The sequence below is a fragment of the Bacillus seohaeanensis genome (genome assembly GCF_042684945.1).
Classification (GTDB): domain Bacteria; phylum Bacillota; class Bacilli; order Bacillales; family Bacillaceae_B; genus Rossellomorea; species Rossellomorea seohaeanensis.
In genome coordinates this window covers 1-14,259 of the sequence record NZ_JBHUMF010000007.1, presented here as the reverse complement: position 1 = coordinate 14,259, position 14,259 = coordinate 1, and the positions used below count along the sequence as shown (strand labels likewise).

Sequence of the window (14,259 nt, the reverse complement as noted above, 5' to 3'; positions counted from 1 at the left end):
TCCCTCGTCTCCCCCTATAAAATTTCATATAAAAAGCTCTTCACGTATATTAAAATGTTTAAAAAGTCATAATGGATAGAGAAATCAAAGTAGAAGGTGCTGTCCTATTATGAATCATTATGTAACTATAGCAACAGAGTTAGTTATTGGGATGTTTTTTTTATTTGTTATTACGAAATCATTAGGAAAGACACAATTCTCTCAGATTACGCCGTTTGATTTTATATCCGCATTAATTTTAGGGGAATTGGTTGGGAACGCCATCTATGATCATGAAGTGAGGATAATAGAAATCCTATTTACTACGTTCATTTGGGGAGTCCTTATGTATGTTTTAGAACAAATAACGCAAAAATTCAACGGATCAAGGAAGCATCTAGAAGGCGAACCTAACATCGTCATTCATAACGGTATAATTAAATTTGATGCTTTAAAGAAAAGTAAATTAGATATAAACCAATTAAAAAGCCTTATTAGACAACAAGGTTATTTTTCCATTCAGGAAATCGAGTTTGCCATACTAGAAACAAATGGAGTCGTCAGTGTTTTACCGAAATCTCAATATGATACTCCAAAAATGAGTGATTTACAATTACCAAACAAAAGTGTAAATTTACCGGTAACTTTAATCCTTGATGGTGAGGTTGTACATGATAATTTGGAGGAAATTGGCTTAAATGAACAGTGGCTGAAGGAGCAATTATCAACAAAGGGGATTACAGATTATAAAGAAGTCCTTTATGCAGAGTGGATGGAAAATCAACCACTATTTACAATGGAGTATGAAAGTCAATCAGGATAAACACGCTACTTCATTGTAATGAATAATCTCCCTTGTAGACAATCCAATGGTTATTCCCTAAAAAACGGGCGTTATCCGATCACCGGATAACGCCCGTTTTACATACTATTAATGGAAATCACTACCTATCGAAGCTTTACTACTTCCATCAGTCATTATTTATTAATCTGAAATTTCTCGATTGCTTTATTAAGATCCTCGATAAGATTCGATAATTGAGTAGTATGCTGCGCTACTTCATTTGTTGATGCTGCTTGCTCCTCCATTGCGGATGCAATTTCTTCAGAGGAAGCGGTTGTTTGTTGGGAAACTGCTGATATTTCTTCTATCATTTTTACCACAATATCCTTTTGCCTTTGAACGCTATTGATACTAGTTGTTTCCTCTTTTAATGATGACATCATTTTTGTTAAAGAAGCATTTAACTGGTCGATAGAAGAGCTAACCTTTGTAACTGCTCCTTTTTGCTCAACACTAATTTGATTCGTTTCTGCCATAACTTTTACTAACTCTTTCGTATCGTTCAGCACACTAATGATAATTTGTTGAATATCATTTGTAGCCTGTTTAGATTCTTCCGCTAAATTTCTTACTTCATTTGCTACAACAGAAAAACCTTTTCCATGCTCACCAGCTCTAGCAGCTTCAATGGAAGCATTAAGAGAAAGTAGATTGGTTTGTTCCGCTATTTGAGCAATGGTGTTCGTTACATCGGAAACAGACTTTGATTTTTCATCAAGCTTTGAAATCATTTCGGTTACTTTTTCAAAGGACTTTTCTAAATTGAGATAAGATTCTTCTAAATTCTCTACTTGACGATTCCCAGTTTTTAATTTCTCAGAAGCTTCTCCCACTTCTGATTCAATTCCAGTGGATTGTATTAATAACTTTTCTATTTCGCTACTTAACTCATGAGCAGCTTCGGAACCTTTTTCAATCTCCTCCGATTGGTTATTTGCACCAACCGCAATTTCTTCAATAGAACGAGAAACTTCAGAGACTGCAGAACTATTCTCTTTTGCAATAATTGTTAATCCACTTGTAGATCGATTGATGGAATGGGCATTTCCAAGTACTTTCTCTACTAAACTTCTCATATTTTGAAGCATTTCATTATATCTATTCGCAAGTTCTCCGATTTCATCTTTAGAATCAATGATCAACTCGGTAGTTAAATCACCTTCTGCTGTTTTCCCAATAACCTCTTGGAATTTTGCAATCAATTTTTTTAGTTTTCTAGCAAGATAAACAGCACAAAGGATACCTATCACTAATCCGAGAAGAATAGATAACCAACCCGTTGTTTTGAATTGATCCATCTTTGTTGTGAAAATTTCATCCGGTGTGAAAGATAACACTTTCCAATTTAACTCAGGGATAGTGGTAATTTGACCGGAATAATCTTTTCCTTCCCATGTTAAATCATGAGAGACGTCCTCCGAATTAGTGTAGATTTCTTCTATCCAATCAAATGTAGAATTGAAATCTTTCTTATTTGTTATTAGATCTTCTACTCCCTCAACAGATCCACTTTTTGCTGGATTTATGTTTTTACCATCCGCGTCTTTCATAAAAGAGCTAATGATAAATCCTTGGGCATCAAGAATGACAAGATTCGTGTTTGTTTCCTTTTCAATCGCTTCTCTCATAGCACCAATAGTAGAGAGATCAATATCATATCCTAAAGCACCTACCATTTTTCCGTCGGATACTATCGGAGTCACGACGGATGTCATAATTTTATCAGAAAGCTTATCTTGATAAACATCCATCCATTGTGTTTCTGTATTTTCTTTTAATTGGTCATATGTCCGTGTATCACGAACATCTATGTCTAATTCAGCATGCGGAGAAATATGTATTTTTCCTGTAGTAAAATCCATATAGTATACAGCAAGTAATCTATCACTTTCTTTTTCTACTGCTTGAACAGATTTTTCAATACGTGCAATAGAATCTTTCTCCTTAATATCTGTAGAAACTAAACTAGCTAATTGCTCTATAGAATCTTCATAATTCTGAAGGCTAAGGGTAACTTGTTTAGCAGCATTATTTGCATTATTTTTACCTGATGTAACATTATCCTCTTTCAATATTTTACTAACTGTAAAATGATTGAAGAGAACAGTAGCACCAATCGCTAACATCATCGATATACAAATAAAGAGTACCCACTTTACTCCAATAGAAAGCCCTTTGTCTTTCCTACTCTTCAAACTCTTCTTTCCCATATCCGAACACCCTTTCTATTTTCTAGGCTAGTTTTGTCTCATTAAATTCCCACAAACTGTTAACAAGACAGTCCATTATGTAGAAAAAGCCTCACCTAATTATATCGGATAAAAAACGATGACTTTAACCCAAAAGTGAATGTCTCTTTTTTGCTACTATTCCGTTAATTTATGAATGAATCTTTTTCATCATTAGGTCTTTCCATTTATATTAATTTATGTTCTCCTTTCCTATGTACATTTTTAGGAAAAAAAGAGAGGCATAAATAAAGAGCACAATCACAATGAAAGTGCTCTATCTGTGTAGAATGGTTTTATAAAAGGGAAGCTTTAACTACCTTTTTAATCAAACGTTTGTTCAAATTAAATTTTAAAAAACAATCGTCTTATTCTCATGGACAATAACCCGATCTTCTAAATGCCATTTGACAGCACGAGCTAAGACACTTCGTTCAACGGAGCGACCGATTTTTTTCATATCCTTTACATTATCACGATGGTCTACGCGCATAATATCCTGTTCAATGATTGGTCCTTCGTCTAAATCGTTGGTTACATAATGAGATGTAGCCCCAATTAACTTTACTCCACGGTCATAGGCACGTTCGTATGGTCTCGCACCGACAAATGCTGGTAAGAATGAATGGTGGATATTAATAATTTTGAATGGATGTGCTTCCACAAACGTAGGTGTCAATATTTGCATGTAGCGAGCCAACACAATAACATCTACATTATACTCTTTTAAAAGCTGCAATTGTCTTTCTTCTACTTCCGCACGATTTTCTTTGCTTGCAGGAATATGGTAGAAGGGAATCCCCAATGACTCCACGATATTTCTAGAATCCTCATGATTACTAACAACTAAAGCGATATCTGTCATTAGGTCTCCATTTTGCCATTCCCATAACAATTCTCTTAAACAATAAAGCTCTTTCGATACAAAGATCGCTGTCTTCTTTACTTCATATCCAAATGTAAATTTCCAGTCCATAGAGAATTTTTCTGCAATCATGTGGAATTGTTCTCTCAATTCTACTTCTTTTGACCGTAACTTTGGACAGTCAAATTCAATCCGAATAAAAAACATTCCACCCTCTGGATTAGTAGAGTATTGACTTGACTCAATTATATTCGCACCATGTTTAAACAAAAAATCTGAAACATGAGAAACAATTCCAGGTTGGTCAGGACAACTTATTAATAACCGCCCTTTATTCTCATTGCTCTCTTGAAATGATTGTATTTGTTCTTGAATAAGTTTTTTCATTTCTACCCCTCTTCCACTATAATGCTACACATTATACTGCAGACCGTTGATAATTCAAATAAAATGGACTAAATATTTATCTTTTATTCTTTTCTGTTAAAAATTGTACTGTTAGCTAGTATAGACTGGCTTTTTTTAGCTAATTTCTCTTCCTAAACAGGGAATTTTTACCCTCTCCTAAATTTATTGGACAATTCTTATGGTTTTCTAGACAACTCCGCTTATTTTCAGGACAATTCCATGCATTTTTCGGACACTTTTGGCCTTCTTATGGACAATCTTCCTGGTCTCCTGGACAAACTGCCTTTTTCTGTAAAATTAACACTTATTTCAGTGCTATCTCTCCATTATGATCTCCTTGATGAGTTTTCGAGCCTTTGTACCTAACACATTTCGTAAAATTCACGCTAAATAAAAAGGCCCCACTAAAAAAGATTGCCCCATAATGCCGAAGCATTATGAGGCAATCTTCCCTCATTTATCATCTACAATAATATAGGTAGCCTTAATTGGGCCATGTACACCTACAATTAAATTCATTTCAATATCAGCACTATTACTTGGTCCTGAAATGAAATTTACACAGGAAGCAACAAGCTCCCCTTTTTCTATTTTCTCGTGGATGTCTTTTGCTACTTGAGTCATTCTCGGAACAATCGTGCTTTTAGGTATGATGGCAATGTATACAGCAGGGAGCAAGCTAACAGCACGCCCCTTTCCTTTATCACTAAACAAAACCACTGTTCCAGATTCTGCCAGTGTTGCATCACTAAACGTAATTCCAATATCTGCAGTCGCTGAAATTGCTAGATTGTCTTCATTACCGTTACTATCCCACACATGTACATCAATATTTTCATCGTTTAAGTCTCTACTAAGATTAGATAATCTATAATCACGAAACCGGGGATCATCCCATGTAACAACAGATTTACCACCATAGCTTTTAATCAGATGTGTAATAAGAGTAGGTAATTCGGCAGTAACTGTTTCATGTACATCTGTATGAATGTGTTCACATTGCTTTTTTAACACCTCTACCAATTGGTCTTGAGAATAGCCTTTGAACACTTCCCATTGTGGATTTTGATTCCATTTAGGCTTATCAACATTGTACCGTCGCTCTCTACCAAGATTAGTGGCAAGGTTATTTAAGAAACGATCACGATTATGAACCTTTCCTGTTGTCATCGGCCTTCCCCTTCTTTCTTCCGCTTTTTATACCAATCCCTAAACCGTTCCTTCTTGGGTGCTGGGAACTCACGAATATCCGTCCAGTTTTTCAATGGTCCAGGTCCGTTCGATATTTTATCATCCTTTGTAAAAGCAGCTAATGATGTAGGTGCTAGCTTGGAGCCAATATTATACATAACTGGTGAAGCGGTTCCCATACTAAACGCCTTCATCGATAGATTTTCAAAAACGGGTGCTTTCCCCTCTTTTTCCACAATTTCCTGACGATGACGGAGTAAATGCTCATGCAAAGGAATTTTCACGGGACATGCTTCTGTACAAGCTCCACATAGTGTTGATGCATAGGGAAGTTCTTTATATTCTTCATAACCACCGAGAAGTGGGGATAATACAGCACCTACTGGCCCCGGATAAATGGATCCATACGAATGACCACCAACATGACGATAAACAGGGCAAACATTAATACATGCAGCACAACGAATGCAATGGAGAATCGATTGAAAAGCTGTTCCTAAAATTTTTGAGCGACCATTGTCTACTATGACAAGATGAAAATCGTCTGGTCCATCAACTTCCCCTTCTTGTTTAGGGCCAGTTAATGCTGTAATATAACTTGTCAACTTTTGGCCGACTGCAGCACGAGTTAGAAGACTTACTAGTACTTCCATCTCCTCCCATGTAGGAACAATCCGCTCCATGCCCATAACGGTAATTTGTGTTTTTGGAACCGTTGTAGCCATACGTGCATTTCCTTCGTTTGTTACAAGGGAAATCGTCCCAGATTCTGCAATAGCAAAATTACACCCAGTTATTCCGATGTCTGCCTGTAAAAATTCTTCTCTCAATTTTTCTCTTGCAAACAATGCCAATTCCTCAGGTTTTTCTGTCTTATCGTACCCAAGTTTATTTTTAAAAACGTCACGAATTTGTTCTTTGTTTTTATGTAGAGCAGGTGTAACAATATGTGACGGTGGGTCATGATCATCTACTTGCAAAATCCATTCTCCTAAATCACTCTCTACTACATCACAGCCAGCACGCTCTAACGCTTCGTTCATGTTAATTTCTTCTGTAACCATCGATTTTGATTTAACGACCTTTTTGCCGTTTTTCTTTTTTACTACATTTGTAATGTAGTCATTTGCCTCTTCCGCAGTTTCAGCAAAAAAGACATGTCCGCCGCGTTTTTCTACATTTTTACTTAAAAGCTCTAAATAGTAATCTAAGTTTTCTATCGTATGTGTTCGTATTTCTTCCCCAAGCTTACGCCACTCTTCCCAATTTCCCAATTCCTCCCCAGCTTGTAAACGGCCACTTCGAAAGCGTCCTTGAGCAGAGGAAACAGCCCCTCGCATGAACGAGTCACCAATACCTTTTGACACACGTTCTTTAAAGGGTTTATTACCTATTTTCATAGCCATATGTCAATCCCCCTTTTCCCACTATCTACTATTTAATACAGAAGCGATATGCATTACTTTAATCGGTTTTCCTTTGCGCTCAATTCGCCCCCCAATATTCATTAAACAGCCGCAATCTGCACCAATTAAAATTTCTGCCTCTGTCTCCTCTACGTGCTGAACTTTTTCATCTACCATTTGTTCAGAAATCGGTGTCATTTTAACAGAGAATGTTCCACCAAACCCGCAACAATCATAATTATGCGGAAGTGGGCTCATCTCCAAGCCCTCCACATGATTTAATAGCTTCATTGGTGCTTCCTTTACACCAAGTAGTCTAGTCATATGACAAGACGTATGAAAAGTTGCTTTTCCTTTAAGTTTTGCACCAACATTTTCAATTCCTAAAACATCAACAATAAATTGTGTAAGTTCATATGTTTTATTAGCTAATTCTTTAGCACGCCTTTCCCATTTTGGATCATCTTTAAATATATGAGGATATTCTTTAAACATTGTTCCGCAAGAACCAGATGGTGTAATAACATAATCAGATTTCTCAAATACTGTCATCATATGTTTCATTGATTCTTTGGCTTTATCTACATATCCACTGTTATATGCCGGCTGTCCACAACATGTTTGCTTCTCTGGAAAATCAACATCACACCCTAGTCTTTCAAGTAATTCAACCGTATCCTTCCCAACATCGGTCTGAAAAATATCTATTAAACATGTGACAAATAATGATACTTTCATAGACTATCACCTTTTCTTTCTAGAAAATAAATCAATTAACTTTTATTAAAGTGTAAATCTATCTCCCTATCTAGTCAACAGGTCATCAGATGACTATATTTTTTCCTTAGACTCCATGCCTAATTAATTACTTCTTTTTTTAAAAGGCTCTTTTCTCATAAATTCTGCCCGTTGATTTCCGATACGGTGCAGGGAGGAATGTCCACTGCTCCAACCAACTCAGTGGGTCAAACTTAGTTTTCCGTAAAAAAACAACAACCTTTTCAAAATAAAAATGGAGCAAGCTCCCCCGACATACAGAGCTTGCTAAATTCCAAACTGCTTTATGCTGTTTCTCTCATTTGTTTTATATCCACCCTACTTTGTCTTTGCCCTTTTACAATGAACGTGACAATAAATACAGCTACTGCTGCAAGGATAAATGTCCCAATATTTAAGCCGAACCCATTGATTGCTACATATCCAATCCCACCAGCAAAGATCACATAAAACGTCATTGGAATTAAGGTTTTCCTTATTAAATTCCCCTCTTTACCTATTAACCCTGCAGCAGCAGAAGCCGCTACAACATTGTGGACACATATCATATTTCCAGCTGCACCACCAACTGCTTGCAGAGCGACAATTGTTGCTGGAGCAGCAAGGATATTATCCGCTACACCGAATTGAAATAAGGAAAACATCATGTTACTAATCGTATTACTTCCAGCTGCAAATGCTCCAATTGCTCCAATCGTAGGTGCCGCAAGCGGCCAATAGCTACCAAACACATTGGAAATACCTTCTGCCAACGCAAGTGGCATACTCGCATACTCCGCTGCATTAATTCCGGAGTTAATAAACACTTGCACCATTGGAACAGCAAAGATAAGTGCTGCCATTGCACTTACAATCGTTTTAAAAGAATCTTTAACAGCTCGTCCATACTCCTTCATATTCATTTTGTACAAGAAAATAGATAGGAGAGAAACAAGGATAAAAATTGTCCCTGGTATGTTTAGTGGTTTACTTTCAACGGAAATAGACGTACCAAAGACATTTTCCAGTGATAACACCCATGATTGAACCCATGATGCAAATGGTAAATATTCTAAACGGGTAACAACTAATAGTACCGCTACTAACAAATACGGCATCCATGCTACAAGAGGTGATATGTTTCTCTTTGGCTTTTCCGACTCGTCAACTTGAAGTGAACCAGTCCAAGCAGGATCCCAATTAGATGCTTTATCAAAATCCCATGTTCGCTTTGGTACAAATAGTCCTTTTTTTGCAGCAGGGACTACAATCGCAAGACCAACTAAACCGCCAATCAAAGATGGAAATTCTGGTCCAAGAAGGTTTGCTACAAGTGCATATGGGACTGTAAACGATAACCCTGCAAAAATAGCAAATTTCCAAACAGCTAGTCCCTCTTTAATAGATTTATTTTTACCAAAGAAGAATGTAAGCATCGTCACCATAAATAATGGTATAAAAATGCCAATAATTCCATGAATAATGGCAACTTGTCCACCAATTCCATTAATATATGCTTCCATTGTAGTTCCTTGTTCCGTTATATACTTTTGTACTAACGGTGAATCCTTTAACCCCGAATTAACACCGATTAAAATTGGTGTACCGACAGCACCATATGAAACTGGTGTGGATTGTAATATAAGTGCTACCATAACGGCTCCCATAGCAGGGAAACCAATTGCAACTAAAAGTGGCCCAACTATTGTAGCAGGTGCCCCCCAGCCTGCTGCTCCTTCAAGAAATGAACCGAATAACCAACAAACAATAATCGTTTGAACACGTCGGTCTGGAGAGATACTTGTAAATCCTTTACGTATCGTGAAAACAGCACCGCTTTCTTTTAACGTATTTAATAAAAGAATTGCCCCAAAAACAATGACGGCGACTTCTAATGCCGTAACAACACCTTTTACACTAGCTGCAGCTACTTGGTTTCCTGGTACTTGCCAAACAAACATCGCCATTAATACTGTTACGACTAACGATATAGGCATAGCCCTTTTGGCTGGCCACCTTAAAACGACTAAAAACAAGAAAACTGAAAGAATTGGGACTACCGCTAGTAAAGCTAATACACCAATGCTCATTTAGTTACTTCCCCCTTCATAATTAAAAATTCCTTTCTCCCATCAAACTAATCATATTAACAGGTCATCAGATGACTAATAGTATATACAATATTATAATTAAAACGTTTTCATATAACAACGGAATTTTCTAAATTTTATTAAAGAAGGGGCTAATTAATAAGCGTTAATCACTTATTAATTAGCCCCTCTTTCCAAGATTATTTTTCTATATCACTAAAATATTTCATTAACACCTCTTCTACGCTACGGAGGTGATTTAGTGTTAATTGCTGTGCTTTCCGTCCGTCTTTCTCTTCTATTGCCTCATAAATACTTTGATGTTCTTGAAATAAACGGTCTAAAGTAGACTTTTTAGAATAAAGCCAAAGTCGACGTGTTTCCCTCATTGTGGTGACCATCATTTCCGAAACATTGTTCATAAGGCCGATTAATAATTCATTTTGTGATGCTTTAGCAATCGCCATATGGAAGCGAAGGTCAGCCTCTTCTCCGAGTTCTTCGTCACTCGCATCTTCCATTTGGACTAACGCTTCTTTGATTTCTATTAGTTGTTCATCCGTCCTTCTTAACGCTGCAGCCTCAACGGCTCCAACTTCTAATATTCTACGAACTTCCAACAGATTTTTCACATCGTCCTTTTTCATTAAAGCGGCAATATACACAGGTAAAGAAAGCATTTTGGAATCAAATTCTCGGATATACGTTCCTTCTCCCTGGTGCATTTCCACTAACCCCATTGCCCGTAACGCACTTAGTGCCTCCCGAACCGCTGAACGACCAACTTGAAAATTTTCTGCAAGCTGTTGAACTGAATCAAGCTTGTCTCCTGACTTTAATTGTCCCGATTTAATCATGCTAATTAAAGCCTCGGCTACTTCTTCATATATTTTTCTCGTTTTAATCCGTTTATAATTCAACAGGCTTCACCTCATCACTTATCTATCTTGTTCTGACCGAAAACAGGTCTCTTTCACCATAACTAAACAAATATGTTTGATGTAAAAAGACAGTGTCTATCAATTAGACTCTTTTCTCGTAGATTGTTTTTTACTTATATATTCTGCCCATTGATTTCCGCTACGGGCACTTGCTTTGCGTTAAAAACAACAACCTTTAGGAAAAGAGCCTTCCATTATGTATTGTTACTTTATCTATAATAATATATAAGCAATCAAAGAAGGTAAATAGCTTTGAGCCGACCATACATTTCTACATCATCTAGAACTGCCCCAATCATGAAGTGCTAGGCAGTTTTTTAACGATATACTAATAGAAAAAAACATTATTACTATAATAATCGGGCAACCAAAATAGGCCTAATCCATTCAATTGTTATGGATTAGGCGCTTTTATTTAACACTTTTAAAATACGTTTCTACCTTCGTAAACACCCACTGCAACGCTAACCCTTGAATCATAATCCCTACAATCGATGTACATGTCAAAGCCCATATGGCAACTGAGTTCTCGATTACAAATATTTGGTGACCAAAAAATAATAAATGCCCAAATATAACGTACAATGCATCGTAATAAGTACTAACAGAACTTTCGAGATTCCAGATAACAAAGGACTCAGCTAATAATAGGGAAAGGAGTATCAATACAATCAATGTTCTAGACTGATAGGTTAACTTCTCGACAGAAGGTGTAATGTAATATTTTGTAATTTGCTTAATGCGAAATAAATAAATTACCCGCACAATTCTGGCAACTTGAAAAAACTGATCAAACGGAATAACCGCGATTAAAAGAAATGGATTTTGTTTAATAAACGTCCACTTTTCCTTAGACATTACGAACCGGATGATAAAATCAATAAAAAACACACCCCACACAATCCAATTAATGGCTGAATTATAGGTGTTCTCGGTCCAAAGCGTAATGATTGTAAGCATGACGAGTAGAATCATGATTACCTCGTACACTGTTTTCATTATTTGTTGCATCATACTTCCCCTCTTCTTTGTACCTCTATTCCTATTATATGAAGAAACCTATAGGAATTCCTACCCCTCGCTTTTACAAAAACAGGACTGTCCTATTAATCTTTTAATCAAACGTTTGTTCAAATTAAAGGTTACTCCTGCATATAAAAAGAAGGTAAGCTAAATAATGCCTACCCTCTCTTTCATTACTTTTTCTTCTTTTGACTCTTGGCCTTATTCATTGCAAGCTCTTCAGCATATTCCTCTTGAGTTTTTCCTTGCTTTTGGCTCTCCGATTGAATCTTTCTAAATTTGTTATCGTTTAAGTTCGGCATAAAACACACCTCCTTATGAACATGATTATTTTATACAGCCTTATAATTTTTATCCCCTTAACCGCAGTGAAAATGGTTATAAAAAGATAATAATTTATAGTACACCTACTTATAAAAGAGAGCCCCAAACGTTAGCTAGTAGAAGTCCTTTCCGTATTAGAAGGCACTTGAATACTTCCTTATATAACACATAAAAAAAGCCAGCAAAAATGCTAACGGGTTCGGTTTTCGAATAGAAAATGCTTATTCGTCGTCCCATTTAGAGTCAAAATAGCAATAGTATCACCAATGGAAATAACAAAAGAGCAGTGGGTTCCGAAACACCTGCTGCTCTTTTTAATATCCTTTAAAACGAAATTCTTATGGGAATTTATGTTGGTATGTAATTAAAGCAATTGTTCTGTTAAAGGGCCATTTAGTGGAAGACCGCTGTTGTTCAAGATGAGTACATTAAATAAACCGGTATAAAAATAATGAGGCTGACTCATACATTGACTATTGCGATGGTGAGTCAGCCTTTTTCATTTTTATCCTCTATTAGGGGTATTGTTTATTACAGGATATTTCTTCTTAAACTTTGTTGATTTTAAAGCAGCAAGGAGTCTTATATTCTAATTTTTGCTAATTAGATTCTGTACATTTCAAATTGATAATAATATTCGTTAGTTTTTAATCGTCTTTCAATTGTTTGTTATCCATATATATACTTCAGTTTTTCTTTTTTTTAATGAATTTAATCAGTGAAAAAGCCCTTCAAAAAATGTGGTATATTTGTAAATATATATAATTAAACCCAATTATTATCTTTGTCGTAATATAATGAAAAAACACATACTATTAAAAAGATTGAAGGTGGAGTTTCATAAACAAAATATTATTTTCATTCATACCCCTACTATTACTAACAGGTTGCTTTGCATTCTCAGACAATGAGGAAGAGTCAGCTATTAAAACAGAAGCGTTAAATTATCTAAAAGAAAAATATAACAAGGAATTTGTTATTAATAACAGTGAAAAGAATGAAAGTTCAGGATTATATACATTCGATGTATCCCCAAAGGATGAATTAAGTCATAAATTTAGTGTGTCTGTATATGAAAGGGAACGTGAATTCAGAGACAGCTATTTAAAATCCCTCATCGAACTTGAATTCCAAGAAAGAGACAAATCCAAGATAAATAGTCTATTTCCAAATAAGTTTCACTCGTTTTACGGAAATCTTGTATTTTTCGATGAGATAGTAACAGACCCAGAAAGTATTAGTATAGATCAACTTCTTTCAGTAAAACCAGAACTTGAACATAATTACGTTTTGTTCTTAAAAGGTGAATACAATTCCAAAGAAGACAAGGAAAAAATTGTCCAATTAATACTATACTTAAAAAACATGGAGGTAAAAGTTGCAGATATAGATATTGCTTATTTTGATAATGAACCAGCTAAATCAGCCATAAAGACTCCTTTCTTATATGTTGGAAATAAAGATGTCAATCAAGTTATTTCAATACAACCGAAAACATTCCAGAGAATCAATAATATAAAAGAATTTAAAGATATTATATCTTCCGCGAGTGGAGGTAAGTTATGAAGTACGAAAAGCAATTAATGATATCTTTCCCTATATATTAACAGAGATTTAGAAAGCATCCCTCCATCCTTTTGTTTAGAAACATATGATTCTTATGCACATATGCCGATCGGCATTTTCTTCTCCTTATGGCTGGAACAAGAGAAATAGTCGGATGCATTGGCTATTAAAATAAAATACTTAGAAGATTTTTGTTAAACAAACGTGGGTAATAGCAGAAGATCGTTATTATTGTCTTTTACAATTATCTTGAAATCAAGTCTTCTGTTAAAGGGCGCTTTTCCGTAATAAGGAAAGCGCCTTTATTAATGAAACTTAGGATTGAGTTAGTTGTCTGCTTTTGAAATAATTGGTATTAAGCAATCGGGCAGGTTTATGGAATAAGAAGAGATTTATAAAAGGCGTAATCCCTTTCAGGTTACGCCTTATTTTAGTTTCACAAATAGCGGAAATAAGTAATTCAAATTGAGTAATCTTTTTAAATGTTAACATCTAACAAAGGAATAATTGATTTATTTTAAATAAAGTTTATTTTTATTTGAATTAAATTAAAAAATGTTTTAATATTATTTGTGTAGGAGGTGGATGTAAAAATGAACAGAGAGGAAGTTCCAGAATGGATTCTTTCGTTAGATAGA

At 35.5% G+C, this 14,259-nt stretch carries 11 protein-coding genes; 2 read left to right on the top strand and 9 right to left on the bottom strand.

The features are described 5' to 3' along the window. The first annotated feature begins 109 nt into the window (after window positions 1-109). Window positions 110-802 (top strand): DUF421 domain-containing protein, encoded by a 693-nt coding sequence (locus ACFSUL_RS02790; protein ID WP_377932491.1) that lies wholly within the window; start codon window positions 110-112, stop codon window positions 800-802. A 155-nt stretch (window positions 803-957) separates the two neighbouring features. Here ACFSUL_RS02790 and ACFSUL_RS02785 read toward each other — a convergent pair whose 3' ends face one another. From ACFSUL_RS02785 to ACFSUL_RS02745, 9 genes are all read right to left on the bottom strand, one after another. Then, window positions 958-3,033, bottom strand: a complete 2,076-nt coding sequence (locus ACFSUL_RS02785; protein ID WP_377932490.1) for a methyl-accepting chemotaxis protein — start codon at window positions 3,031-3,033, stop codon at window positions 958-960. 370 nt (window positions 3,034-3,403) lie between these two features. Further along, complete coding sequence (gene purU, locus ACFSUL_RS02780) at window positions 3,404-4,303, bottom strand: formyltetrahydrofolate deformylase (protein WP_377932488.1); 900 nt, start codon at window positions 4,301-4,303, stop codon at window positions 3,404-3,406. A 474-nt stretch (window positions 4,304-4,777) separates the two neighbouring features. Then, the gene (locus ACFSUL_RS02775; RefSeq protein WP_377932486.1) at window positions 4,778-5,494 is read right to left on the bottom strand and encodes a LutC/YkgG family protein; all 717 of its coding nucleotides are present in this window, start codon (window positions 5,492-5,494) and stop codon (window positions 4,778-4,780) included. Then, window positions 5,491-6,921 carry a LutB/LldF family L-lactate oxidation iron-sulfur protein gene (locus ACFSUL_RS02770; protein WP_377932484.1) on the bottom strand — a complete coding sequence of 477 codons (1,431 nt, stop codon included), beginning with the start codon at window positions 6,919-6,921 and terminating at the stop codon, window positions 5,491-5,493. Before ACFSUL_RS02770 ends, ACFSUL_RS02775 begins: the two co-directional genes overlap by 4 nt. A gap of 21 nt (window positions 6,922-6,942) precedes the next feature. Next, complete coding sequence (locus tag ACFSUL_RS02765) at window positions 6,943-7,659, bottom strand: (Fe-S)-binding protein (protein ID WP_377932482.1); 717 nt, start codon at window positions 7,657-7,659, stop codon at window positions 6,943-6,945. Window positions 7,660-7,982: 323 nt separating this feature from the next. Beyond that, window positions 7,983-9,767 (bottom strand): L-lactate permease, encoded by a 1,785-nt coding sequence (locus ACFSUL_RS02760; RefSeq protein WP_377932480.1) that lies wholly within the window; start codon window positions 9,765-9,767, stop codon window positions 7,983-7,985. Window positions 9,768-9,967: 200 nt separating this feature from the next. Continuing rightward, window positions 9,968-10,687, bottom strand: a complete 720-nt coding sequence (locus tag ACFSUL_RS02755) for a FadR/GntR family transcriptional regulator (RefSeq protein WP_377932478.1) — start codon at window positions 10,685-10,687, stop codon at window positions 9,968-9,970. Between the two features lie 432 nt (window positions 10,688-11,119). Further along, window positions 11,120-11,722 (bottom strand): transporter, encoded by a 603-nt coding sequence (locus ACFSUL_RS02750; RefSeq protein ID WP_377932476.1) that lies wholly within the window; start codon window positions 11,720-11,722, stop codon window positions 11,120-11,122. A 182-nt stretch (window positions 11,723-11,904) separates the two neighbouring features. After that, complete coding sequence (locus ACFSUL_RS02745) at window positions 11,905-12,033, bottom strand: hypothetical protein (protein WP_377932474.1); 129 nt, start codon at window positions 12,031-12,033, stop codon at window positions 11,905-11,907. 1,084 nt (window positions 12,034-13,117) lie between these two features. Here ACFSUL_RS02745 and ACFSUL_RS02740 point away from each other — a divergent pair. Beyond that, window positions 13,118-13,621: a hypothetical protein gene (locus tag ACFSUL_RS02740; protein ID WP_377932472.1), complete on the top strand. Its 504-nt coding sequence runs from the start codon at window positions 13,118-13,120 to the stop codon at window positions 13,619-13,621. The last annotated feature ends 638 nt before the right edge of the window (window positions 13,622-14,259 follow it).

What these genes read in the sequence shown, in the direction of transcription:
- ACFSUL_RS02790 (WP_377932491.1), top strand. Translation starts at nt 110, where the DNA reads ATGAATCATTATGTAACTATAGCAACAGAGTTAGTTATTGGGATGTTT.
- ACFSUL_RS02785 (WP_377932490.1), bottom strand. Translation starts at nt 3,033, where the DNA reads ATGGGAAAGAAGAGTTTGAAGAGTAGGAAAGACAAAGGGCTTTCTATT.
- purU (WP_377932488.1), bottom strand. Translation starts at nt 4,303, where the DNA reads ATGAAAAAACTTATTCAAGAACAAATACAATCATTTCAAGAGAGCAAT.
- ACFSUL_RS02775 (WP_377932486.1), bottom strand. Translation starts at nt 5,494, where the DNA reads ATGACAACAGGAAAGGTTCATAATCGTGATCGTTTCTTAAATAACCTT.
- ACFSUL_RS02770 (WP_377932484.1), bottom strand. Translation starts at nt 6,921, where the DNA reads ATGGCTATGAAAATAGGTAATAAACCCTTTAAAGAACGTGTGTCAAAA.
- ACFSUL_RS02765 (WP_377932482.1), bottom strand. Translation starts at nt 7,659, where the DNA reads ATGAAAGTATCATTATTTGTCACATGTTTAATAGATATTTTTCAGACC.
- ACFSUL_RS02760 (WP_377932480.1), bottom strand. Translation starts at nt 9,767, where the DNA reads ATGAGCATTGGTGTATTAGCTTTACTAGCGGTAGTCCCAATTCTTTCA.
- ACFSUL_RS02750 (WP_377932476.1), bottom strand. Translation starts at nt 11,722, where the DNA reads ATGATGCAACAAATAATGAAAACAGTGTACGAGGTAATCATGATTCTA.
- ACFSUL_RS02745 (WP_377932474.1), bottom strand. Translation starts at nt 12,033, where the DNA reads ATGCCGAACTTAAACGATAACAAATTTAGAAAGATTCAATCGGAGAGC.